Origin of the sequence: Leptolyngbya iicbica LK (genome assembly GCF_004212215.1) — a bacterium.
Lineage (GTDB): Bacteria > Cyanobacteriota > Cyanobacteriia > Phormidesmidales > Phormidesmidaceae > Halomicronema > Halomicronema iicbica.
The window spans coordinates 1,003,574-1,025,654 of record NZ_QVFV01000001.1 but is presented as its reverse complement, the minus strand read 5'-3'; the positions used below and the strand labels follow the sequence as shown (position 1 = coordinate 1,025,654).

The following is a 22,081-nucleotide window of genomic DNA, read 5'->3' as shown; positions in this document are numbered from 1 at the left end:
CCGCCTGCCTGCGTCGTTACTGGTCAACGGCAGTGATGTTCGCTTCTGAAAGACAGCATTGTTTGTGTTATTACGGTTCGCTGCCGCAGCGTTAACAGGCGGAGTCGAATCATTACAAGATTTGAGGATATTGAATGCCTAAGCAGATTGTTATTGCTGAACAGCATCGCATAGCTGCTGTTTTTCAAGGAGATCAGATACAAGAACTCATTGTTGCCACAGGGACCCATCAAGTTGGCGACATTTATGTGGGAACTGTTGAAAATGTTTTGCCGGGTATTGACGCGGCGTTTGTCAACATTGGTGACAGTGAACGCAACGGTTTTATGCACGTCACAGATTTAGGCCCGCTGCGGCTTAAGCGTGCGGCTGGTTCGATTACTGAGTTGCTAGCGCCTCAGCAAAAAGTGCTGGTGCAAATTATGAAGGAGCCGACGGGGAACAAAGGCCCTCGGCTCACCGGTAATGTCACCTTGCCGGGCCGTTACCTGGTGTTGATGCCTTACGGCAAGGGGGTCAATCTCTCCCGTCGCATTCAAAATGAGCAAGAGCGGAACCGTCTGCGAGCTTTAGCGATTTTGCTTAAGCCAGCAGGGATGGGCTTGCTAGTGCGAACCGAGGCGGAGGATGTTCCTGAAGAAGCCATCATTGAAGACTTAGAGTCGTTGCAAAAACAGTGGGAAACGATTCAGCAAGAAGCGGTAACGAAGCGGCCGCCCGAGTTGTTGAATCGTGATGATGACTTTATTCAACGAGTGCTGCGAGATGTTTACAGCGCTGATGTGAACCGCATTGTGACCGATTCCCATACGGGACTAAAGCGGGTAAAACAGCATTTGATGAATTGGAACGCTGGGCGCATTCCCTCCGGAGTTTTGATCGATCATCATCGCGATCGCGTGCCCTTGTTGGAATTTTTCCGGGTCAATGCAGCCATTCGGGAAGCCCTCCAACCCCGGGTCGACTTGCCTTCGGGTGGGTACATCATTATGGAGCCCACCGAGGCGCTGACGGTCATTGACGTGAACTCCGGGTCCTTTACGCGATCGGCGACCGCACGGGAAACGGTGCTCTGGACGAACTGTGAAGCAGCGGAAGAAATTGCCCGTCAACTGCGATTGCGTAACGTTGCCGGTGTGATCATTGTTGATTTCATCGACATGGACTCGCGCCGTGACCAACTACAAGTGTTGGAAACCTTTAACCGCGCCCTACGGGCTGACAAAGCCCGGCCCCAAATTTCGCAACTGTCAGAACTGGGGCTGGTCGAGTTGACTCGAAAGCGCCAGGGCCAAAACCTCTACGAACTGTTTGGACGCCCTTGTCCCACTTGTGGTGGCTTAGGGCATGTGGTGCATTTGCCGGGAGAGCAGCCCTCGACCGTGCATGAGTCGACGAGTGAGCCGAGTCGCGAGTTAGCAAGTACCAGTAATCGCGCTCATCCCTCTTTGAAAGAAGCCTTCACCGAAGATTTAGAGCCTCATTCTGACCTACAAGAGTTGGACTTGCTCCATCATCCCAGCTATCAGGAGTCGAAGGGTAACCGGGGAGGGCGCCGTCGCCGTCGTCGTGATTCACCCGCACCTAGCCGCAGCAATGGTAAAAGCAGTGACACTGCGCGGCCCTCGACACCTGCACCTGTGACGGTTGAAGCAACGCCAGCGGAGCCACCAGCCAAGTCGACGAGTAATGAATCGACTGCCAGTAGCGGTCGATCTAGTCGTAGTCGAGGCGGCAGAGGCGATCGCAAGCCCGCCACGCCGCCCGAAACAGTCATCGTTGAAATGACCCCTGAAGAACAAAGCGTCTACGCCATGATGGGCATTTCGCCGCTGGTGTTGAGCACGAAAGAAATTAAGGACGCCAAGAATGCGATCGTGCAGGTCGTGTTACCAGGGGAGGCGGCACAACTGTCCGATGACGGCAGCAGTAATGACTCCCCAGAAAATACCGACGCAGTGCCTGAGCAGTCGAGCTCAACGGTGGCTGAACCAATCCTCAAATCTCGTCGTAAGTCTGCTGACTCCGCAGATGAAAATGGGAGTTCGACAGAGTCGGCAGTGACAGTGGCAGTCGAGACGGCGGAAGCCAATACTGATAACGCTGAGGCAAGTGACATAGCCGAAACGGTGGCTGAATCGGCACCTAAAACGCGCCGTCGCCGTCGCCGCCGATCTTCGGCCAGCGGAGATGATGGTTAAAGTCCGCAACACTTCGGTGGCGATTACGCCAACGTTAGCGTCGACGCCCGCGGCGATCATCGCGGGCGTCGATGAGGTGGGAAGAGGAGCTTTGTTTGGTCCAGTGGTGGCCGGAGCGGTCATTCTTGACGCCAGCACTAGCGCTGACTTGGCTACCTTAGGAGTGACAGACAGCAAGCGCTTGACCGCTCCCCGACGAGAGGCCTTGGTGCCGCAGATTAAATCGCAGGCGCGGGCCTATGCCCTCGGCTTAGCAACCGTTCACGAAATTGATCGGCTCAATATTTTACAGGCTTCACTCTTAGCAATGCGACGGGCAATTTGCCGCCTATCTGTAGCCCCTGAACTGTGCTTAGTAGATGGCAATCAACGTATTCCCGATCTAGCGGTGCCCCAGCAGACGGTGGTTAAGGGGGATCAGGTCGATGTGGCGATCGCGGCAGCCAGCATTTTGGCAAAAGTGTGGCGCGATGCGCTCATTGTGCGCCTTGATCGCCGCTATCCCGGCTATGATCTCGCCTCTAATAAAGGATATGGGAGTGCCCGACACCGCGAAGCCATCGCCCGGTTAGGGCGATCGCCCCAGCATCGCCAATCTTTTAAGGTTGCTCAGCAGCTAAGTTTACTGCCCGAGCCGGGCCGCAGCCATTAGCTTTCTAAGCCCAGCTCTCGCTTCAGTAGGTTGATCGATTTTTCGCCAATGTAGTTGTCGCATACGACAATTTGTGGTGCTCTGATCAGGTCTTCACGGGCGCTATTAATGGCCTGCTTGACAACAGGCAAGCTGGCTTGGTCAAACACCACAATGGTTTGGGCACTTCGCACCAGCGCATTCAGTTTGTAGGCATCCTCGGTTTGTGCCGTCATCACCAGCACGTCTTCGCCCCGCAAACTGTAGGCAATCACTTCTGCTGCCCGCAAAATACCGGAACTCAGACTGACCATGCCTAAACAAGTGTCTTGAGGCAATTCTTTGAGCAGTCCCAGCTCGCGGTTGTAGTCGTAAATATCAATGGGAATAACTCGGACAGACTTAGGTCCAGCGATCGCCTCCGCCTCCGCTAAAAAGTAGCGACTCGTCACTACCGTCCCAGATCGGGCCTGCGCCAGGCTATCTTCCAATTCTTCCAACGCCACCAACTGTACTGGAATGTGCAAAGCGGCTTCCAATTCGCGCACGATAAGTTCGCCCGCTCCTAAATCTTGACTCTGCACGGTGACTAAAACGCGAGCGCTACACCGCAATCGCCAGTCCACTTCGGCAAAAAAGAGTTCGCGAGCTTGGTTTAGGGAACACCCCTGGCGCAGCAACTCGTCCAAGACATCTTCAACGACTTTTCGGGCTTTAGGAAATTTATCCCACAGTCCTAGATGGGGCCGAGAGCTTTCGACTGTGGAGTGGGCTCGGACATAGATACCGGAACCAGGCTGAGCTTCTACTACGCCTGCTTCTTCCAGTTGTCGATAGACCTTGCTAATGGTATTTCGGTGCAACCCGGTTTGCATCGCTAATTGACGGGTACTGGGCAACCGATAACCTGGGGGGAACTGACGCGAGGCGATCGCAAACCACAACTGGTCATAGAGTTGAGTAGATGCTGGAATTTCGCTGTCAGTTTGGATATGGAATTTAAGCACAGATAGCTCTCCCAGTGCCCGCCTTAATTGGGACGTTGTCTCCGAGGTCGTGCAGCCTCAATAGTGCTGCTATGAACGCTCCTCACATAAGGCTGAATCAGCCTGTCCGATAATTAATGTAAATTCAACAAAATGTGACACTTTGACGCTTGTAGGTCTAATCGTCTAACCACTCGACACTATTGCTTTGCGAAAAGCGACGGCTGGGGCGCGGCTGGCCCATCGGCTCAACCGAGTTGTCTGGGCAGGGCACAATGTGATGTCCCAGGAGGCTAACGCTGGGATGGGCGGTCTGGGCCGCCTGAGCAGCCGCAATGGCTGCTTGGAGTGCTCCCGTCGAGCCGCGAATAATCACACTGATACGTCCCGAGTCGGTATTTTCTAGCCCAACCACTCGAATATTTGCGCTCTTACCCATGATATCGGCAATCACTAATGCCCCTGGCATCCCGCAAGTTTCGACTACCCCAATGGCTTGCTGCATATGACACTGACCTGATTTTAAGTAATGGTTTCGCGAGTGGTTGGTGATAAAAAGTTCTGGGTCCTAACTGTCGCGTGCCTCTCGACAGGTTGATTGTCGACCCTTTTTAATAAAATCGATCTTGCATTCAACCGAATAATTAACTAATGGCAGCAGCAACTCCTCCCATTCAAACGCATACTGTTGATATCCTCAGTCAGGGACTCACCATTCCCGCGTATCTTGCTCATCCTACCGAATCCAAAGACTGTCCGGCGGTTGTAGTCATTCAAGAGGTGTTTGGGGTAAACGCTCACATTCGCGCTGTGACAGAGCGGATTGCTCAGCAAGGCTACATTGCGATCTCTCCCCACATTTACCATCGCCAAGCGCCGGGTTTCGAAGTTGGTTATGACGAAACCGCGCTTGCGCTAGGAAGACAATATAAGAACGGCACTCAGGTTGACGAATTGTTGAGTGATATTCAAGGGGCGATCTCATACGTCCAGCAGCATTTTACGGGAGTACCTCAAGCTGTCGGTTGCATTGGCTTTTGCTTCGGGGGGCATGTGGCCTACCTCGCGGCCACTTTACCTGCGATACAAGCTACTGCGAGCTTTTACGGTGCAGGCATTTGCCAGTTGGCGCCCGGCGGTGGGGCACCAACCATCAGCCACACTCCAGACATTCACGGTACGGTCTACGCCTTTTTCGGGATGCAGGATCCCCTAATTACTCCCGCTGAGGTAGACGAAATTGAAGATGCATTAAGAACTCATCAAGTTGATCACCGTATTTACCGATATCCCGAAGCGACTCACGGATTTTTCTGTGATCAACGCGCCAGTTACGATGCTCATGCTGCACAAGATGCCTGGACTCAGGTTCTGGAACTGTTTCAAGCACAGTTAGCGACTGTCGACTAGTTGGGGCATGTCTGATTTCATCTCTGTTTTATACATGTGAACTTTTTTGAGCCTGTTCCGGAATCAGTGAATTCAACATTGTTGACGATGAAGCAGGTAATTAGGGTTAAGTATGGGTGCATGCAGATATCCTGGAAATTTATGCAATGCTTATCGTTCACTTGATTTGAGCTTTGGGCTAGCAAACAGCAATCTCAGACGTCTAACAGTTATTTTTGATAGCCTTGTTCACCGATCTCTAGAATCGTCACGGAATTAGCATGACCTCCTCAACCCTGCACTCGGATCTGAAAGGTAAGACAGCTGAACTCCTGCAGCTTTATCAGCAAAATCGTCAGCCAGCTATTCGAAATCAGCTGGTTCAGCTTAATCTAGGACTTGTGCGACGCGAAGCTCATCGTTGGATTCGGCAATCTGACGAATCTTTTGATGATTTAATGCAAGTTGGCAGTCTGGGCTTGATTCGTGCAATTGAGCGATTTGAATTGACTAAAGGTTTTGCGTTTAGCTCGTTTGCGATTCCCTATATCCGGGGTGAAATCCAGCATTATCTACGCGATCGCAGCAGTACGGTACGCATTCCTCGTAAATGGCACAGTCTCGCGAGTCAGTCTCGTCAAGCGATTACTACATTGCGAGAACAACTAAACCGCCAGCCTACAGACTACGAAATTGCTAACCATCTGGAAATTTCTTTGACTGAATGGAGTGAAGTAAAACTGGCCATTCGTAACCGCTCTTTACTGAGCTTAGATGCTCCGGTGTTAGATGAAGATGCTGATTCAGCTTCTCTATCAGACATGCTGCCCGATCCGAAATATCGGAGCTTCCAGCTAGCCGAAGAGGACCGCATCCGCCTACATCAAGCTCTTCAACAGTTAGAAGAACGCACCCGTAACATCCTTGAATTCGTCTTTTTGCAAGATCTGACTCAGAAAGAAACTGCTGAGCGCCTCGGCATTAGTTCGGTTACAGTTTCGCGGCGCGTCAAGCAAGGTTTAAAACATCTGAAAAGGGTGATGGTTGTTGCTTCTGAAGATGAAACGGCTTAATAACGTTCCATCCCCTAAGAAGTGAGCTATCGTTTAGAAGCACTAGCTGACTAAACAATGGGCGAGGAGGCAGAGCCATGAGCGCCATGCTGTTATTATTGCTGTTCTTCTTGGGAGTTTTACTCTCCTTTATAGGGGGCATTATTGGCGTAGTGGATGCTTTCCGAGTAAGCACCCTTTGGGGAGTGCTCGCGCTGCTGGTACCATTTGCGTTGTTGGTGTTCTGTATCAAGTTTTGGCGAGAGCGTAAATGGGCCCGCAATAGCTTGATCATGAGTTTGCTGGGCTTGTTAGCGATGGTCTTACCAATTCCTTTAGGGGGTGGCCTAGCAGCATTGACTGCTCGAAATTCTCTTGAGCAGCAAGACGACGACTTTGTGATTGAAGGTGATGGCGTCGAAGTTCCCAGCGACGCGGTTGTCGTCCCAGACTCAGCTACTGAAGGCGAAACCCCAACCGGCGAGGGTGAAGCCGAATTGTTTGAAGAAGCGATGTTGCCTGGATTGCCTACGGCAGCTGAGATTGCTCGGGCTGAGTTGCTGCCCTCTACTGATCCGAACGAAAGATTTAACGAGATTAATAAAGAGCGGAATGATCCGTATGCGTTTGTGCCGATTCCGCCCCCTCCGGCTGCACCGCCACCAGCACCTGAGAATGGTGGAACTAGCCCCGAAAATCAGCCTAATGCTGGCGGCGGTGGCGGCGGCATCTCACCGACACAGCCTGGGGGCGGACAAAATAATAATGGCACGACAACCCCACCGACTGAGCTACCTGAATTACCTGAGCCCACGGTTGTCGCATCTCAAGTTCAGGTAACGGGTGTGGCCCGCGTTAATGGTGAGTCTTTTGCAATTGTGAAGGCTCCGAATGAGCCCACCAGTCGCTACGTGAGGGTTGGCGATCGCATCGCTAATGGCACTGTATTGGTTAAGCGAATTGAGAATCCCGCTGGTTCAGCGCCTGTGGTGGTGCTAGAGGAGAGAGGTCAAGAAATTGCCTTGCCGGTAGGTTCTAATGTGTCTCCGGATGGAGCGCCAGGTGATGATGGAGGTTCAACAGCGGCAGTTGCTGCGGTACCGCTGTTGCCTCCCGCACAGCCAGTTTCCTCTTTTCAGTAATTAAGTTCCCGTTTGTAGCGACTGGCGAACACTTGATTCTGGACGAGTTCATTTACGCACATTGCCTCCACATTAGCTTGCTCGCCTTCTGTACGAAGGCGAGCTTTTTTGTGAATTCATGTTGATTTACTGAAAACACACTGATTCCAAATGCGACTAAAGCCTGTTCATGGTTGATTTAGGACTTTGTCACCTCAATGACGGTCTGAATGTCAAGACCTGTCTAACCCCTAATGTTGAGCTGCTAACCAGTTGAAAGTCTGTCACTCAGGACTGGAACAAGCGATTTGCAACGCGCTATTTTCTGATCAATGCTTTCGAGATGTCGTTTCTTGTGTGACCTTGATCACCCTCTGTGAGGCACTTTCAGGGACTGATACAAAGAGATATTAAGCTCTAAGCGATCTCGTGCTGAGGCAGACAACTGGTCCTCTAATGTGGTTATAGAGGATTTCTTCCTCTAATAATTATCATAAGTAATTTATAAGTGAAGGAGTTGATGGGTAATGGGTGTCGGTGCACGTCTCAAGACAGTTCTAAATTCTGCTGTTTCAGTTGCCAGCCGTCACAGCTCCTTGCTTTGTGGTCATTGGCAGCTGCTCTTAGGCGGTATGGCTGGTAGCTTAATGCTATGTGCCGCAGCAACAGCAAATCAAATTCCCAGTGCGAATGTGTTAGATGCGGCTGCTTCTCAATCTACCGCGATCGCAGATGGTGTTTATCTATATGGTTCTGCGCCAGAGCCGGAGACGCTAGGCGCAGCATATATGGTGTTCGCAGCCCAAGACGCACAGCTGGTGGGGGCTATGTTCATGCCTCAATCGTCGTTTGATTGTTTTCAGGGTTATCGCGACGGCAATGAACTCGCTTTGCAGATCACGAACAGCTACACACAAGAGGTGTACGGTTATGCGATCGCGTTAGTGACTGATGATCTGCAAGTTGCATCGACGGGTAATTCAGATTTTGTGCTGGCCCTCGATGGCTTTTATGATCTCGGTACTCCCGGAGAATCTGAGCTAGCCATCTTATCGACTTGTCAAGCTCACTACTCGTCTGTTGGGACTGAGCTGTAAGGTTAGCCTGCTAGCTAGTCAGCGGTGACCAGTTACCGGTTGCTTGGGGAGAGATTTAATTAGATTTGTGAGAAGGTCTGGGGTATCTGACGATGCTCTCTGAGAGGTTTCGGGATTTTAGGTAAGTCCGTTACAAGGTTGACTGTAGAAACTTAAGCGTTATCTTAGTTTGAAAGTTGCGTTTTCAGGGAAGGTAAGGTGTGAACGCAGCCGAGCAGGCAACCAGCATCGAGTTCGCGAGCAAAATTGCGACTGTTGTACGCTTATTTAAGGTAGAGTTTCCTGATTTAAGGGTTGATCTAAAACCCTGGACGAGTGATCAGGATACTCGGGATCTTGTTGATCCCGATTCCATTGACATTGGATTACATTTTCCGGGAGTTAGTCGACTTTTTCACTGCCGGAGTCTATTGCTGCAAATTCGTTTTTACGACGACCCGGATAGCCAAGACAAGCGCGTCATTGGGATGGAAATTGGTGGTTATGACCATCGGGGTAAGCAATGGACGTTTTCAACGATTCACCGCTGGCGATTTACTGGAGAGACAGTACCGGAACCTGCGGTTGGCGATCGCTTGAAGAAATGCTGCCAACAGGTCTTTGAGGTTTTCAGTAATTCGCTTGAGGAGTCGGCCTAGCTGAGCACAGTTAACTTTACTCCGTCTGTAGCGACTTTGAGTGAAGTCGTTGGTGTGTTAAGGGGGGCTTAGCTTGGGTGGCAAAGACCGTGTGTCTTTAAGGTGAGGATTTGAGGGCGATGGCGAATAATCGCTTGTTTGATGTCGTGGTGTTTGGGGCAACTGGCTTTGTCGGGCAGCTCGTTTGTCAATCGTTCGTGCAGCAGAGCCAACGTGAAACGGTGAAGTGGGCGATCGTGGGACGAAACGCAAGCAAGCTCAAAGCGTTGGCTGATCGCCTATCGCCTGAGGCAGAAGCGCCTACGCAGATTGTGGCCGATGCCGATGACGACGCAGCGCTACGAGCGATGTGTTTACAGACGCGGGTCGTACTCTCGACTGTTGGGCCTTACGCTCTACATGGCGATCGCCTAGTCAAAGCCTGTGCTGAGACTGGAACGCATTATTGCGATTTAACTGGAGAATCACCGTGGATTCGTCGCATGATCGATCAGTATCAAGTCCAAGCGTTAGAATCCGGAGCTTACATTGTTCCCTGTTGTGGGTTTGACTCTATTCCTTCTGATTTGGGTGTGTATCATTTGCAAAGCCAAGCTCAGCAACGGTATCAACACCCTTGTGCAGAGGTGAATATGCGGTTAATGGCTGCTCAAGGAGGAGTCTCTGGGGGAACGATTGCCAGCGGGTTGAATTTGGTCAAAGAGGCCATGGAAGATCCAGACTTGCGGGGTGAACTAAAGAATCCCTATTTTCTGTGTCCTGACAGTGAGCAAATTGCGAGCCAGCCACAGCCGCTCATGCCAGTGGAGTTTGACCAAGACTTTCAAGAGTGGGTGACTCCCTTTGTCATGGCTGATGTGAATGTGCGGGTAGTGCTGCGGTCGAACTACTTGCAAAACTACGCTTACGGCACTGAGTTTCGTTATACGGAAGGAATCTTGACTCGGGGTGGGCCGGTCGGTTGGTTTGTGGCCCAAGGGCTGAAGTTGGGCTTGGATGGACTAGTGCTAGCAACTGCAATTGCGCCACTGTGGCAGTTGCTAGAAACCACGATTTTACCGAAGCCAGGACAAGGTCCGAGTGCGGAGGCGCAAGATCAAGGTTTCTATGATTTGCGATTTGTCGGTAAAACAGCGGATGGCCAGGTTTTGAAGACTCAAGTTAAGGGCGATCGCGATCCGGGATATGGCTCAACGGCTAAGCTCATTACGCAAGCAAGCCTTTGTCTAGCGAAAGATTTGACCGATTGTGCTCAGCCGGGAGGCTTTTGGACGCCAGCCTCTCTAATGGGTTCCCAACTGCTAAAGCGTTTGCCTCAATGGGCAGGTGTTACCTTTACGGTACTCAATTAATGCGGACGGCATTTAGGCTCTTGGGAAATTAGCCGTGTTAGCTGTCCGCATTACTCAACGCCATCTTTAATGGCCGGACTGGGCGAGGATGCGTGAGTGGATGTGAGTGATCTCGTTGTCTGGGTGGCGATCGCTCCACGTCATCAGGTGTCGGGCCGCTTTAAAGGAGACTATTGTGAGCTACCGGAGAAGGCTGATTTGCTTTAGTTCTCGCCTGAGCTAAAGTCGGACGACGGCCCCAGAATCCAGTCATAAATTTCAGTGCTAAAACCTTGAAGGGGGGAACATTGCGCAATAGCCAGAGGCCGAGTCGCCTGATTTGCAGGATGGGCCACCAGTGGTTAGAAAATATGCGGTCAAGAAAATCGGTGAAGCCTAGGATGGCTAGATTTTCGACTTTTCGCCAGCGTTCGTAGCGCCGCAGTACAGCTAAATTGCCGAGATCTTCACCTCGTGCCCAGGCTGTTGTTAAGACTTGTGCCAAAGCAGCGGCATCCCGGATACCCAGGTTGAGTCCTTGGCCAGCGACAGGATGGCAGCGATGAGCGGCGTCGCCGACGAGCGCAACTCGTGGGCGCACATACTGTCGACTTTGAAAAAGCTGGACTGGAAAAACGCGGCGATCGCTGGTCAACGTGAGCTTGCCTAAAAAACCGCCTGTGTAATATTCCAACTCAGCAAGGAATTCGTCCTCTTCCATGTTTTGCAGGGCTTTTGCTTCTGCATGAGGCGCTGTCCAAACAATGTGGTAGCGATCGCCTGTCAATGGCAAGACCCCCATTGGGCCATCGGGCCAAAATCGCTCAAAGGCAATATCGTTGCGAGGCGCGGTATGGGTGATCATAAACGTGAGGCACGACTGCCAATACTTCCAGCCCCAGGTCTGAATGCCTGCAGTTTGTCGGATGTAGGATTGAGGACCGTCAGCACCGACTACCAGACGCGATCGCACCTGCTGGAGTTGTCCCTCGACCTCAACATCCAGGATTACTGCCTCTGACTGATAAGTAACTTGCTGGAGCTGTGCCGGACATAGCCATTGCACGGTTTCACGTTCCGAATTGATGAAATCTTGCAGGGCGCTCAACATGATGCGGTGTTCGCCCACATAGCCCAAAAACTCAGTGCCCAGATCTTGGGGATGAAACTTCACCAAGCGGGGACAGTCAGCATCGGACAAGTAGATGTCATGGTACTTGCCGATGTAAGGAAAAATCCGTTCCCAGACCCCAATGCCATCAAGGATCTGTCCCGAGAGTGGCGACAGAGCATAGCCTCGCTCACGGGCGGCGGCCCCTTCTAGCGTTTGAGCCTCGATAATGAGGACGGATAAGCCTGAACCCGCTAAGGCCGCTGCTAGAGTCGTGCCCACAACGCCGCCGCCGACAATGGCAATATCGCAGTGATGGCTGTGAAAAGACTGCGAGCAATCAGTCGATAGTAACTCTGGCATGATTAACGGACTTCGACAAAAAATTGAGAACTTAAAGTTGAATGTAACGTGCGGAGCAAATCTCTGCTGTGACGCGGGCTTTTCTTTAAAATGGCAAAGCCCTGTGCATAGATGCTTTCAAGCAATGCCAGGGCCTTAGCGCATGAACAAGAGCAAGTAGTGCAGTTTGCCCCTTTAGGCGTTAACGGTTTCGCCCACAGCGTTTTGTTGAGACTGCGGCAAGTTAGTGGTCTTGCGAGCTTTGAACATACCAAAGCGACAAAGCCCAGCACCAAACGCCAGTCGCATCAACAACATTGTTGGGACTTCGCGCAGAGATTTAATGAAACCAGTGAACCCAAACTTCACTAAACCTTGAGGGCGAACAATGCCTTGCCAAATGGAATCTAACCAAGACGGCAAAGTTTCGCGAGTCCAGTCAGCAGTGATGACTTGCCCGTCGGTGAGACCCGTCGCCTCTAACTGCTCAGAAAAGCCTTCGATGCTAGAGAAGGAAGGGTGAGACCATTGGTCTAATAACTGCCGCATGACAGGCTTTTCCCAGAAATTTAAGGGTTTGCGGCGATCGTCTCGCTGGTTCCAGTCGGCAACGACTAGAATGCCGCCTGGTTTCAGCACACGCAGCATTTCCGCACCATATTTTTCTTTATCGGGCATGTGAGGCCCGGCCTCAATCGACCAAACGACGTCAAAACTGTTGTCGGGAAACGATAATGCTAGAGCATCGTCCACCTGAAACTTAGCCGTTAGGGTTTCCGGGGTTAACTCTCGCGCTCGCTTGACCTGCTGAGGACTGATAGTGATGCCGGTAGTCGAGAATCCGTAGTCTCGAGCCAAGATTCGACTACTGCCACCAATCCCGCACCCGACATCCAACACTGTTGTGCCTAGAGGCAAGGTATCTAACCCGGCCCAGCGCACCATTTCATGAACAAAGTCAGATTTGGCTTTAAGAAAGTCTTTGCGGCGGGGGGGAGAGCCGTAATGCCCCAGGTGAATGTGTTCTCCCCAGTAGAACTCCAAGATGCCATCTTGTGTCCATTGATCGTAGGAGTTAGCAACTGTGCTGGAGGACTCGTAACTGCGGGGAGTTGCGAGGTAGATGATAGTCCCGACTACCAACAACACAGCAATTAGCCCCAGGGCAAAATACACAACCATCGAAAGGAACCCTTAACAATAATTAATCTGTTCTTTCATGATTGTAGATCGAGTTCGTAACCACTAGCAGGTTTCCCTACTGACCACTTCACAAAATTGCGCTGAGGGAAGCGGATTGATGCTCGGTGAAGGCCGTGTGAAATTGACGAGTCGGAACTTCTCAACAGTGCACTCCTTAGGACTGGCTCACTACGGCAGTCATGCGCTGGGCGCGCTCTTGCTGATAAAACTGCTCGATCGAAACGAGTTGATTACTAGGGGCATCCCACAAGATCAGTTTGGAGCAAGCTAACCAATCGCGGAATCGGATGGTGGTGACTTGGGTGAGCAGGTGGCGGTTGTGCTCGTGACAGGCCCGTAGCCGATAGTTGGGAATGCGCTCAGACAGGTGATGAATGCTGTGGTAGCTAATATCGGCTGTAAACCATTTCAGAATCGGTGGCAGGTCGAGATAGCTGCTGCCCGCGATCGCCCCCTGTAAATAGTCCCAACCTTCAGTCTGGTGGGCATAAGCACCTTCAAAGTTGTGCTGTACAAAGAAAATGCAGATGAAGATTGCGGCTGATAGCATCAGCACGATCGCATAGGTGCCCAAAAAGAAAGCAGTGCCGAGATAGTGACAAAGGATCCACCACCCACTCAGCACGACTAGATTATTGAGCAAAATGTCCCAAAATTCATCAGCGCCATGCCACTGCTGAGGCTGATAGGTCGACATGATTTTGACAGGAGAACATTTGGGATTTTTGCGCCATTCTTGCCATGTGTAGCGCAAGCAGCCCCACAGCTCCGCAATCAGAATCAGCCGAGGTTTAAAGGCGAGGTAAAAGAAGCCACCGGGGAAAATAATCCAAGGCTGCCGCAATCTGCCGTAGAGTTTTTGGTCGAAAGGACTCAGCTGGGCAAATTCATCAGTGGAGAGAAAATCGCCAATGCTGCGGTAGCGCTCCCAATCGCCATTGGTTTTGTGATGATAGGCATGATCGCGTGACCACCAGTGTTGAGGAATGGCGTTAACCAGACCAAGGATGAACCCAGCAATGCGGTTGGCCCGCTTACTGCGAAACAGTGAGTAATGGCCGCAGTCGTGCATGAGCGAAAAGCATCGCAGGGAGAACAGCACGAGGAGGCAGATGATGGGAATGAGGAGTAATGGCGATCGCTCGACGACTTGGGTGGCCAATGCCCAGAGGAGCACGTAAGGCACGAGCGTGTTTAAGAGCTGGAAAGTGGCGCGCAGATTACTACTTTGCATGTAGGGGCGCAGAACAAAGTCAGATTTTTTGATGGGGGTCTGCATTAACGAATGTTTTCCTTAAAACAGGGATTCACACGGGTTGATGGAAAGCGTTTGATCGGTGGTCCCGCTAGTAGTGGTTCTCAGGGGGCACCAAGATCAGGTTAGGTATGCCGATAACGATACTGAGGGCACTAACGCTGCTGACGTTGGCAGGACATGCGTAAGGTCCGGCAAAGTCAGTAGCTTGAAGGCAAACCGCATCAGCACTGCCAACTGAGAGCATTCGCAGCCTACTTATGAGTTGATTTACAGAAGTTTACAGTAGCACTATCTTTCCGCAGTCGGAAAGGTGTTGAAGTTACCCCATTGGAGCGATCGCCCTCCTCTCGTCTCCATGGGAACGGGAAAGCTTCCGGAAGTTAGACGATATACCCTGTGCCAAAGTTGCTGCAGCCTTGTTTGCTCTGACTTGTAGTCAAAAGTTTTAGTGCTGAGTTGATTGTTGAACTAGCTCCGCAAAGGCATGCCCCTTATTCTCAGACCTTTGGATGCGATCGCCTTGACGCTCGTATCCAAAGGTCTGGGGTCGAACTGAATGGAGGTGCGTGAGCGTTGTGGTCAGTGCGTCTATAGATGAGAGGCTCAAGCTGCTTTTGCGGTGGTCGGAGCGGTCTCTTGTTTACAGGCCAAATAAGCTCCGAGTTGCGCTTCGATATTGGCCTTGACCCGCTCACGAAAATCGATGAAGTGCTCGGCTTGGGCACATACGGAGAGATAATTGGCCGCCACGTGAGGATAACGCCACAGCATGACGATGAGATTGCCCCAAAACCGCCAACGGGTTTTGCGCAAGAAGCCCTGTCGCCAACAGATGATTAGAAAGGCGCGAATAATAATCCAGTTAATGTCGGGGCTACCCGCTGACTGATTACGGCCTTCATAGGCTTGTTTTTGGCCTTCGCCGAGCATCAAGAAGTGGCGATAAGTCCGATTGAGCACCACCAGGGGATCGTAAAGTTGCCAAAAGGCTTCGATATATTCAGTCGCAATTTCTTCAATCGGGCGGGTTGGTACAAAATTCATCAGGGTGACCTGATTAGCATCGGCACTTTGGCCGAGCAGGCGTCCTTCTTTTGCTAACCGATGCCATAGGGCCGTATCGGGTAAGGCTTGGAGCATGCTGAACATGGCGGTGGGAATGGCGGTCTCTTCCACAAATTGAGTGACCCGTCGGCCTGCGCCACTTTTTTCGCCGTCAAATCCGATAATGAAGCCCGCCATGACCCGTAGACCTGCGTGGGCGATCGCTTGTACCGAGTCCACCAGGGGATCGCGCAAGTTTTGAAATTTTCGGGTGAGGTTAAGGCTATCGTCATCCGGGGTTTCGATGCCGAGGAAAACGGTGCCAAAGTTGCAGTCCACCATCATTTGCATTAGTTCTAGATCTTGGGCCAAATCGACGGAAGCTTCCGTGGCAAAAGAGAAGGGATAGTTGCGTTCCGCCATCCAAGGTTTCATCGCTTGCAATAGACGCTTGACGTTGCGTTTGTTGCCGATGAAATTGTCATCCACCATAAAGATGCTGCGTCGCCAGCCTAAATCGTAGAGACATTGCAGCTCGGCGAGCAGTTGCTCAGGTTCTTTGGTCCGGGGTTTGCGACCGTAGAGGACGATAATGTCGCAAAATTCGCATTGGAAAGGGCAGCCTCGCGAAAATTGAATCGACATCTCGGCGTAGGCGTCGAGTTCCAGTAGGTCGTAGCGGGGAATCGGTGTATCAGTGACGGCGGGTTTTTCGCCGTTAGACCGGAAGGTGCCGCTGCGATCGCCCCGCGCAATTGCTTCAACAAACAGGGGCAGGGTGATTTCGCCTTCATCCAAAATGGCAAAATCGGCTCCAGAAGATTCAATTTCGTGAGGCAAGGCAGTGGGGTAAGGGCCGCCCACCGCAACTAATTTGTCGTGGGCTTTGGCTTCTTGAATGCTGGCCAAAAAGTCTGGCTTTTGGACAATCATGGCAGAAATGATCACGATGTCAGCCCATTGCCATTCCGCTTCTGTGACGGGCCGAACGTTGCGATCGACTAATTTGTAACCCCATGACTGCGGCAAGATGCCGGCTACAGTAATCAATCCTAGGGGCGGCAGTTGAGCCTTAAAGTTAACTAGCTCTAATGTTTTATCAAAGGACCAAAAGCTTTGAGGAAAGCGCGGATATACCAGCAGGATGTTCATAAAAACCAGAGGTACTTTTTGCCATCCTAGGCGGGGTAGTGGGTAACGACAACCGCAATCATTTTTTCTGATGAATTGGATAATGATGGGCAGGGGCGATCGCTCGCTGATTGACGGATGTTTCAGGTGTGTTGGGACAGTTGGCAGCGAACAGGTCAGATCTAGCCAAAATGGTCAAAGGGAGCTATCGCAGGAGATGTTCAGCGCTTGTGTGGCAGTCTGGAGGCGGCTAGGAGACTGCGCTCTTATGGGACATTGATGTCTGTCAGGCCGCATACTATTCGAATTTCTCAATTTTCTAGATTCAGCCAGGGTGCATAGAGTGCTCGTGGGTTTCCTGACCCAGCCCAGGCTCACCGCTTAAGATTGTCTTCATAATGGGCAGTAAGGCTTTGCCTAAGACAGTTTCGCGATATTCTATACGTACCTTATTCCTGTTTAAATTGACTTTAAATGACGAGATGAACCATCTCACTGATGAATTCGAGCCTGATCGAATTTCTATCAAACTTCTACTATTTATTGATAAGCGTCCCAGCTCGGGTGAGCATGTGCAACAGCTGCGCAAGCATCTCAAAGAGTTGGATTACGATGAGGCCTTTTCTTTGGAGGTAGTGGACGTTAGCGAACAGCCGTATTTGGTCGAGCATTTCCGGTTGATTGCAACGCCGTCTTTAGTTAAGTTTTCTCCTGGCAAGCAACAAGTCATTTCTGGAACAAACATTCTGGCTCAACTCGATCAGTGGTGGCCCCATTGGCGCAAAGAAGCCGAGGCTCAGCAGGCCGCTGAGCCCGTTCTACCTAGTGAGTCTGATGGGCAGGCGTCGGTGCTATTTGACGATGATTTAGCCCACTCGGTCGAAATCATGAAGCTTTCGGATGAGCTGTTTCAGCTCAAGCAAGAAAAGGAAGATCTGGAAGCACAGCTACAGTTCAAGAACCGTATTGTGGCGATGCTGGCCCATGATCTGCGCAATCCTCTGACGGCGGCATCGATCGCAGTGGAAACCTTAGAACTGGGATATGGCAACCCACCAGAAAATAATCGGCAATCGCTATCACCAAAATTGACAGCCCAACTGCTGCGTCATGCGAAGACTCAAATCTGGGCCATGGATCGGATGATTTCTGACATTTTGCAAACGGCCAAAGGAGCCTCAGCAGAGTTGCAGATTCAGCCGCAAGCCGTCTCGTTGGAGCGGTTAGTCATGGAGACGTTAGCTTCCATGCGCAATAAGTCTGAGGTGAAGTCACAAAAAATTGACGTTGATATTCCGCAAGACTTGCCCTTGGTGTATGTCGATGCGGGCCAAATTCAGCGCGTGTTGTCGAACTTGCTGGATAACGCGATTAAATACACCCCCAAAGAGGGCGGGTTATCGGTTTCGGCGCTCCATCGGACAACGCAAAAAATCCAGGTGTGCATTAAAGATACAGGCCCTGGGATTCCTGCTGCGATGCAGGAATCGATATTCGAGGATCGGTTTCGCTTAGAGCGGGATGAAGCGCAAGATGGCTACGGCATCGGTTTAGCTTTGTGTCGCCGCATTATTCGGGCGCACTATGGGCAAATTTGGGCCGAGTCGGTGCCCAACGAGGGGAGCGAGTTTTATTTTACGCTGCCCGTCTTCCGCGCCGCGTAAGTGCTCTGGTCATCAAGAAGAGCCATCGTGCGGTGCTGGCGGTGTTGACGTTGATTGCTGGGGAGGGGCGGAGCGCTCCCAGCGATCGCCCTGCACAAGGGTATGGACTTGCCAATCGGCACTGGTTTCTGGAAAGTCGGTGCGATAGTGACCGCCTCGGCTTTCCGTCCGAAAGGCCGCACTGGTCACAATCAAGTGAGCCAGGTTGAGCAAGTTGCGGGTCTCGCTCCAGAGTCTCAGGTCTTGGGGATCCACCTGCGAGATATCACCCTGCGATGTTTGCAGGCAAGTCAACAGCTGTTGCGTCATGGATAAGCCGTCGAAAGTAGACTGCAGGCGGGCGATCGCTTGACTGGCGGTGGTGAGCGTCTGCCCATCGCGGCTAATACCAGCGCCGTGCCATACCCACTCTGGCAATTCGTCCCGAATTTGGTGTAACGTCTGGACTTCCATTGGGGGGAGGTGAACGGTCAGGGCCGCCTGCTGATGGGCAATGGGAACATCATGGGGGGGCTGGCTGAGTTGCAAATGCTGAAGCTGGCGACCGTAGACTAAGCATTCCAGCAAAGAATTGCTAGCCAACCGATTGGCGCCATGGACGCCAGTGCTCGCGGCTTCTCCGACCGCATAAAGGCCGGGAATGGTCGAACTGCTGTGACGGTCGGTGGTGATGCCTCCCATCCAATAATGGGCGGCAGGAGATACTGGGATTGGCTGTTGATAAGGGTCGATGCCCCACTTTTGGCAAACCTTGATGATGTTGGGAAACCGATATCGAATCCGTTCAGGCGCGATCGGACTCAAATCGAGCCAGACGCAGTCATCACTGCTAGAGCCGGACTGCTGGGTTAAGTGCTGGTAGATCGCGCGGCTAACCACATCACGGGGGGCTAATTCGCCCTGAGGATGGTAGTCAAACGCAAATCGATGGCCGTTGGCATCAATCAGGTGGGCTCCCTCGCCTCGCACGGCTTCGCTGATTAGAAATCGCGGGGCACCGGCAATTTTTAACGCTGTCGGATGAAACTGGAAGAATTCTAAATCTCGCAGTTGAGCGCCCGCTCGCCAGGCCATCGCCACGCCATCTCCGGTGCTGGCAGGGGGATTGGTGGTTTGGGCAAACACTTGACCGCCGCCACCAGTCGCCAGGACGATCGCTGGGGCTGGCCAGCAGGCTAAGGTGTCTTGGTCGGCCACGATCGCCCCCTGACAGCGATTGGCCTGGCACCAAAGCTCTAACACTAGGGTGTGCTCAAACACTGCAATGTTAGGCCGTTGCCGGACAGTATGGGCAAGGGTACTGACGACGGCTCGCCCGGTGGCATCAGCGGCATGCAAGACCCGTTTGCGCGAATGGGCGGCCTCTAAGGTTAAGGCCAACTGCCCTTCTGTGCGATCGAAGGGAACGCCAAACTCGACTAGGGAATTGATGCAGTCGGCCCCTTGCTGAACGAGCAGATCGACGGCGGCGGGATCACAGAGTCCTGCGCCCGCTTGCAAGGTATCGGCAAAATGTAAGCGGGGAGAATCTTCAGTCGTGATGGCGGCGGCAATGCCCCCTTGTGCCCAATCACTCGCTGATTGACTCAACACATCTTTGGTGATGAGCCCAACCTGATAGTCTGACGGTAGACAGAGCGCTGCGTATAGGCCAGCGGCACCGCTGCCAATGACCAAAACATCGAAGGTGGGGACTGGCAAAGCTTTTTCCTCGACAGACGCAGACTGGGGTTCTGAGCATTTTAGTCGAATCTATGAACGGAAACGATGCCCGTCAATGGCAGTCCGTTTAGCACGGTGTGGTTGAAGGCGATCGCCCCCCTAGCCTGTCCATAAAAAAATCGACAAAGACTTGATGGCCTCTGTCGATTTTTTGTGAAACTCAAAAATTGTCTCAGATTCAGCGGTAAAGCCGCTGAGCTCTAATGCGGTGACGACTTAGACGATTTATCGGTAAACGCCATTGTTAAACCGATCAGCGCCTTCAACCAGGGCGGGGTCGGGGGGAGTTACCGCAAATTCATCCAAGTGCGACTTAATGATGTCAATCTCGCGATCGCTCAAATTGGGAATTTCTAAAACTTCTTCAACGCTGTCGTAAGGCGCGTATTTGAGCACTTTACCGGCGATCGTGGGATACATTCCCTTGTATTTCACAAAAGCTTGAACGTTAGCGTTGTTCAAATCCAGCTTAGAACCGTATTCAGTACTGAGCTTGTCATCCACTGCATTGCGAATTTCCTCGGCCAATAGGGGTGACTGCCATGCTTGAGACAGGGACGCTGCCGCCGCAGGCTGTACCGATACACCTGACCAGCTACCCAGCAGCATTCCTAACGACAGCACCAGGCCAACCAACAAACGTTTCATCTACTCCATCCCCTCATTCAGAAGACTCAACACAACAATTTATTAGAGCCTATCATCTCACTTCCCCGCTACCGATCGCTTAGATGCTTACAAAACGCATTTTTGTTGATCGATAACCACCTGGCGTCGGGCAAGATCAGGCGGATACTGGGTAGACTCACTGGCTGGTATGGGCTGTCATACTTGGCGGGAGAATTTTTGCTGCCGCCACTGAACTGCGAGTTCGCTGGAGTTTACCGGCAGGTGCAGGCTTCTGGTATCGCGGGCTACGTTTCCATCTGCCAGTTGAGGCGACTATGCCTAACAACCTTCGGTCACCTGCCTACAGGCAGTCAGCCAGAGGTAATCGACGGGTGTCGATGTCGGTGATTCCCTGCGGTTTTAGGTGTTGAGTCTATGACGCTTGCCTTCCCTGTTGCTCCCAGCTGGCTGTATCGCTGGCGACGGCCCCTAGAGGCCATCCTTTTGCCGATCGCGGCATTAGTGACAGCGCTTTTGATTTTTGGCATTTTTTGCGCCTTAGCTGGGGCCAATCCGTTGGCGGTTTACGCCTCCATTTATAAAGCGGCATTTGGCAGTTGGAGTGCCTGGCAAAATACGCTGATTCGCGCTTCGCCCCTGATGCTGACGGCGCTCTGCACAGCGTTGCCAGCGCGCCTCGGGCTAGTCATTATTGGCAACGAAGGGGCTTTAGTCATTGGTGGGCTCTGTGCCGTGGCGATGGGCCTGAGTGTGGGCGCTGCGCTGCCGCCACTAATGGGGCAAATGACGATGGCGATCGCGGCCATTGTCGGCGGTGGTGTCTGGATTATGTTGGCCGGAGCCCTGCGGCACTACCGCGGGGTGAATGAAACCATTAGTAGTTTGCTGCTGAACTACATTGCGATCGCCCTCATGAATCATTTAGTCGAAGGGCCGATGCGCGATGCCGAATTTGTTACCAAGCCGTCGTCGGCAGAGCTGAATGAAGTGCTTTGGATGGGTACGATCCCTGGTAGTCGTATTCACTATGGTCTGATTTATGGGTTGATTGCTTGTGTTTTAGCCTATGTGCTAATTCAGCGTACGACCTTTGGCTTTGCCGCCAGAACTGCGGGCGGTAACTTGCGAGCCGCGCGAATTGCGGGCCTGCCGGTCGGCAAGTTGACCCTGGCTGTGTGCTTTTTAGGCGGCTCCTGCGCTGGACTGGCAGGCATGATCGAAGTCGCTGCTGTGCAAAAGCGCATCAATGAATCGCTGGTTTCTAACTACGGCTATGCGGGCATTTTGGTCGCGTTTGTCTCGCGGCATAATCCCCTCGCGACCATTTTAGTTGCGGTGTTGCTGGGGGGCATTTTGGCCAGTGGCGGTATCTTGCAGCGATCGCACGACCTGCCGGATGCCACGGTTCTCGTTTTCCAAGGCATTGTGTTTTTATGCGTTCTATTTAGCGATTCCCTCTACGGTCGCCTGCCTTGGTTCCAAGAAAAACCCATTGTTTGAGGCAGCTTTGCGGGTAGGCGCGTCTCTGCG

Annotated in this window: 18 protein-coding genes; 10 read left to right on the top strand and 8 right to left on the bottom strand. The window is 52.1% G+C overall.

Annotation, left to right across the window (positions count from 1 at the left end; all coding sequences use genetic code 11):
* The first annotated feature begins 134 nt into the window (after positions 1 to 134).
* Together rne and DYY88_RS04355 are read left to right on the top strand one after the other, a co-directional pair.
* Positions 135 to 2,201 (top strand): ribonuclease E, encoded by a 2,067-nt coding sequence (gene rne / locus DYY88_RS04360; protein ID WP_039725707.1) that lies wholly within the window; start codon positions 135 to 137, stop codon positions 2,199 to 2,201.
* Positions 2,191 to 2,853 carry a ribonuclease HII gene (locus tag DYY88_RS04355; RefSeq protein ID WP_201278946.1) on the top strand — a complete coding sequence of 221 codons (663 nt, stop codon included), beginning with the start codon at positions 2,191 to 2,193 and terminating at the stop codon, positions 2,851 to 2,853. The genes rne and DYY88_RS04355 overlap by 11 nt, the downstream gene beginning before the upstream one ends.
* Here the strand turns inward: DYY88_RS04355 and DYY88_RS04350 are convergent.
* Together DYY88_RS04350 and DYY88_RS04345 are read right to left on the bottom strand one after the other, a co-directional pair.
* Complete coding sequence (locus tag DYY88_RS04350) at positions 2,850 to 3,839, bottom strand: GntR family transcriptional regulator (protein ID WP_039725705.1); 990 nt, start codon at positions 3,837 to 3,839, stop codon at positions 2,850 to 2,852. The genes DYY88_RS04355 and DYY88_RS04350 overlap by 4 nt on opposite strands.
* 157 nt (positions 3,840 to 3,996) lie before the next feature.
* Positions 3,997 to 4,323 (bottom strand): BMC domain-containing protein, encoded by a 327-nt coding sequence (locus tag DYY88_RS04345; RefSeq protein ID WP_044151053.1) that lies wholly within the window; start codon positions 4,321 to 4,323, stop codon positions 3,997 to 3,999.
* A 146-nt stretch (positions 4,324 to 4,469) separates the two neighbouring features.
* Here DYY88_RS04345 and DYY88_RS04340 point away from each other — a divergent pair, with 146 nt between their 5' ends.
* From DYY88_RS04340 to DYY88_RS04315, 6 genes are all read left to right on the top strand, one after another.
* A complete protein-coding gene (locus tag DYY88_RS04340; RefSeq protein ID WP_039725704.1) occupies positions 4,470 to 5,228 on the top strand; it encodes a dienelactone hydrolase family protein in 759 nt (252 codons plus the stop codon).
* Positions 5,229 to 5,488: 260 nt separating this feature from the next.
* On the top strand, positions 5,489 to 6,280 hold the full coding sequence (locus DYY88_RS04335) for an RNA polymerase sigma factor SigF (protein ID WP_039725703.1): 792 nt from the start codon (positions 5,489 to 5,491) through the stop codon (positions 6,278 to 6,280).
* A 77-nt stretch (positions 6,281 to 6,357) separates the two neighbouring features.
* Positions 6,358 to 7,401, top strand: a complete 1,044-nt coding sequence (locus DYY88_RS04330; protein ID WP_039725702.1) for a hypothetical protein — start codon at positions 6,358 to 6,360, stop codon at positions 7,399 to 7,401.
* 611 nt (positions 7,402 to 8,012) lie between these two features.
* Positions 8,013 to 8,477: a hypothetical protein gene (locus tag DYY88_RS04325; RefSeq protein WP_130199319.1), complete on the top strand. Its 465-nt coding sequence runs from the start codon at positions 8,013 to 8,015 to the stop codon at positions 8,475 to 8,477.
* A gap of 200 nt (positions 8,478 to 8,677) precedes the next feature.
* Positions 8,678 to 9,115: a Tery_1686 family protein gene (locus tag DYY88_RS25165; protein ID WP_039725701.1), complete on the top strand. Its 438-nt coding sequence runs from the start codon at positions 8,678 to 8,680 to the stop codon at positions 9,113 to 9,115.
* A 119-nt stretch (positions 9,116 to 9,234) separates the two neighbouring features.
* Positions 9,235 to 10,467: a saccharopine dehydrogenase family protein gene (locus tag DYY88_RS04315; RefSeq protein ID WP_039725700.1), complete on the top strand. Its 1,233-nt coding sequence runs from the start codon at positions 9,235 to 9,237 to the stop codon at positions 10,465 to 10,467.
* A 160-nt stretch (positions 10,468 to 10,627) separates the two neighbouring features.
* Here DYY88_RS04315 and DYY88_RS04310 read toward each other — a convergent pair whose 3' ends face one another.
* The 4 genes from DYY88_RS04310 to DYY88_RS04295 form a co-directional block, all read right to left on the bottom strand.
* Positions 10,628 to 11,920: an FAD-dependent hydroxylase gene (locus tag DYY88_RS04310; protein WP_044151052.1), complete on the bottom strand. Its 1,293-nt coding sequence runs from the start codon at positions 11,918 to 11,920 to the stop codon at positions 10,628 to 10,630.
* A 174-nt stretch (positions 11,921 to 12,094) separates the two neighbouring features.
* A complete protein-coding gene (locus tag DYY88_RS04305; RefSeq protein ID WP_039725699.1) occupies positions 12,095 to 13,081 on the bottom strand; it encodes a methyltransferase domain-containing protein in 987 nt (328 codons plus the stop codon).
* A gap of 175 nt (positions 13,082 to 13,256) precedes the next feature.
* Positions 13,257 to 14,381, bottom strand: a complete 1,125-nt coding sequence (locus DYY88_RS04300; RefSeq protein ID WP_039725698.1) for a fatty acid desaturase — start codon at positions 14,379 to 14,381, stop codon at positions 13,257 to 13,259.
* A gap of 582 nt (positions 14,382 to 14,963) precedes the next feature.
* Positions 14,964 to 16,556: a B12-binding domain-containing radical SAM protein gene (locus DYY88_RS04295; RefSeq protein ID WP_039725697.1), complete on the bottom strand. Its 1,593-nt coding sequence runs from the start codon at positions 16,554 to 16,556 to the stop codon at positions 14,964 to 14,966.
* 461 nt (positions 16,557 to 17,017) lie between these two features.
* Between DYY88_RS04295 and DYY88_RS04290 the strand changes: the two genes are divergently transcribed.
* On the top strand, positions 17,018 to 18,199 hold the full coding sequence (locus tag DYY88_RS04290; protein WP_039725696.1) for a histidine kinase: 1,182 nt from the start codon (positions 17,018 to 17,020) through the stop codon (positions 18,197 to 18,199).
* 12 nt (positions 18,200 to 18,211) lie between these two features.
* On the opposite strand, the gene nadB is transcribed toward DYY88_RS04290, so the two are convergent.
* A complete protein-coding gene (nadB, locus tag DYY88_RS04285) occupies positions 18,212 to 19,900 on the bottom strand; it encodes an L-aspartate oxidase (RefSeq protein WP_044151051.1) in 1,689 nt (562 codons plus the stop codon).
* A gap of 246 nt (positions 19,901 to 20,146) precedes the next feature.
* On the bottom strand, positions 20,147 to 20,569 hold the full coding sequence (gene psbU / locus DYY88_RS04280) for a photosystem II complex extrinsic protein PsbU (RefSeq protein WP_039725695.1): 423 nt from the start codon (positions 20,567 to 20,569) through the stop codon (positions 20,147 to 20,149).
* A 396-nt stretch (positions 20,570 to 20,965) separates the two neighbouring features.
* Between psbU and DYY88_RS04275 the strand changes: the two genes are divergently transcribed.
* Positions 20,966 to 22,051: an ABC transporter permease gene (locus DYY88_RS04275; protein ID WP_044151050.1), complete on the top strand. Its 1,086-nt coding sequence runs from the start codon at positions 20,966 to 20,968 to the stop codon at positions 22,049 to 22,051.
* Positions 22,052 to 22,081: the final 30 nt, after the last annotated feature.

Excerpts from the sequence above, each read along its gene's own strand:
- rne (WP_039725707.1), top strand. The coding sequence starts at position 135 with ATGCCTAAGCAGATTGTTATTGCTGAACAGCATCGCATAGCTGCTGTT.
- DYY88_RS04355 (WP_201278946.1), top strand. The coding sequence starts at position 2,191 with ATGATGGTTAAAGTCCGCAACACTTCGGTGGCGATTACGCCAACGTTA.
- DYY88_RS04345 (WP_044151053.1), bottom strand. The coding sequence starts at position 4,323 with ATGCAGCAAGCCATTGGGGTAGTCGAAACTTGCGGGATGCCAGGGGCA.
- DYY88_RS04340 (WP_039725704.1), top strand. The coding sequence starts at position 4,470 with ATGGCAGCAGCAACTCCTCCCATTCAAACGCATACTGTTGATATCCTC.
- DYY88_RS04335 (WP_039725703.1), top strand. The coding sequence starts at position 5,489 with ATGACCTCCTCAACCCTGCACTCGGATCTGAAAGGTAAGACAGCTGAA.
- DYY88_RS04330 (WP_039725702.1), top strand. The coding sequence starts at position 6,358 with ATGAGCGCCATGCTGTTATTATTGCTGTTCTTCTTGGGAGTTTTACTC.
- DYY88_RS04325 (WP_130199319.1), top strand. The coding sequence starts at position 8,013 with ATGGCTGGTAGCTTAATGCTATGTGCCGCAGCAACAGCAAATCAAATT.
- DYY88_RS04315 (WP_039725700.1), top strand. The coding sequence starts at position 9,235 with ATGGCGAATAATCGCTTGTTTGATGTCGTGGTGTTTGGGGCAACTGGC.
- DYY88_RS04310 (WP_044151052.1), bottom strand. The coding sequence starts at position 11,920 with ATGCCAGAGTTACTATCGACTGATTGCTCGCAGTCTTTTCACAGCCAT.
- DYY88_RS04305 (WP_039725699.1), bottom strand. The coding sequence starts at position 13,081 with ATGGTTGTGTATTTTGCCCTGGGGCTAATTGCTGTGTTGTTGGTAGTC.
- DYY88_RS04300 (WP_039725698.1), bottom strand. The coding sequence starts at position 14,381 with ATGCAGACCCCCATCAAAAAATCTGACTTTGTTCTGCGCCCCTACATG.
- DYY88_RS04295 (WP_039725697.1), bottom strand. The coding sequence starts at position 16,556 with ATGAACATCCTGCTGGTATATCCGCGCTTTCCTCAAAGCTTTTGGTCC.
- DYY88_RS04290 (WP_039725696.1), top strand. The coding sequence starts at position 17,018 with ATGAACCATCTCACTGATGAATTCGAGCCTGATCGAATTTCTATCAAA.
- psbU (WP_039725695.1), bottom strand. The coding sequence starts at position 20,569 with ATGAAACGTTTGTTGGTTGGCCTGGTGCTGTCGTTAGGAATGCTGCTG.
- DYY88_RS04275 (WP_044151050.1), top strand. The coding sequence starts at position 20,966 with ATGACGCTTGCCTTCCCTGTTGCTCCCAGCTGGCTGTATCGCTGGCGA.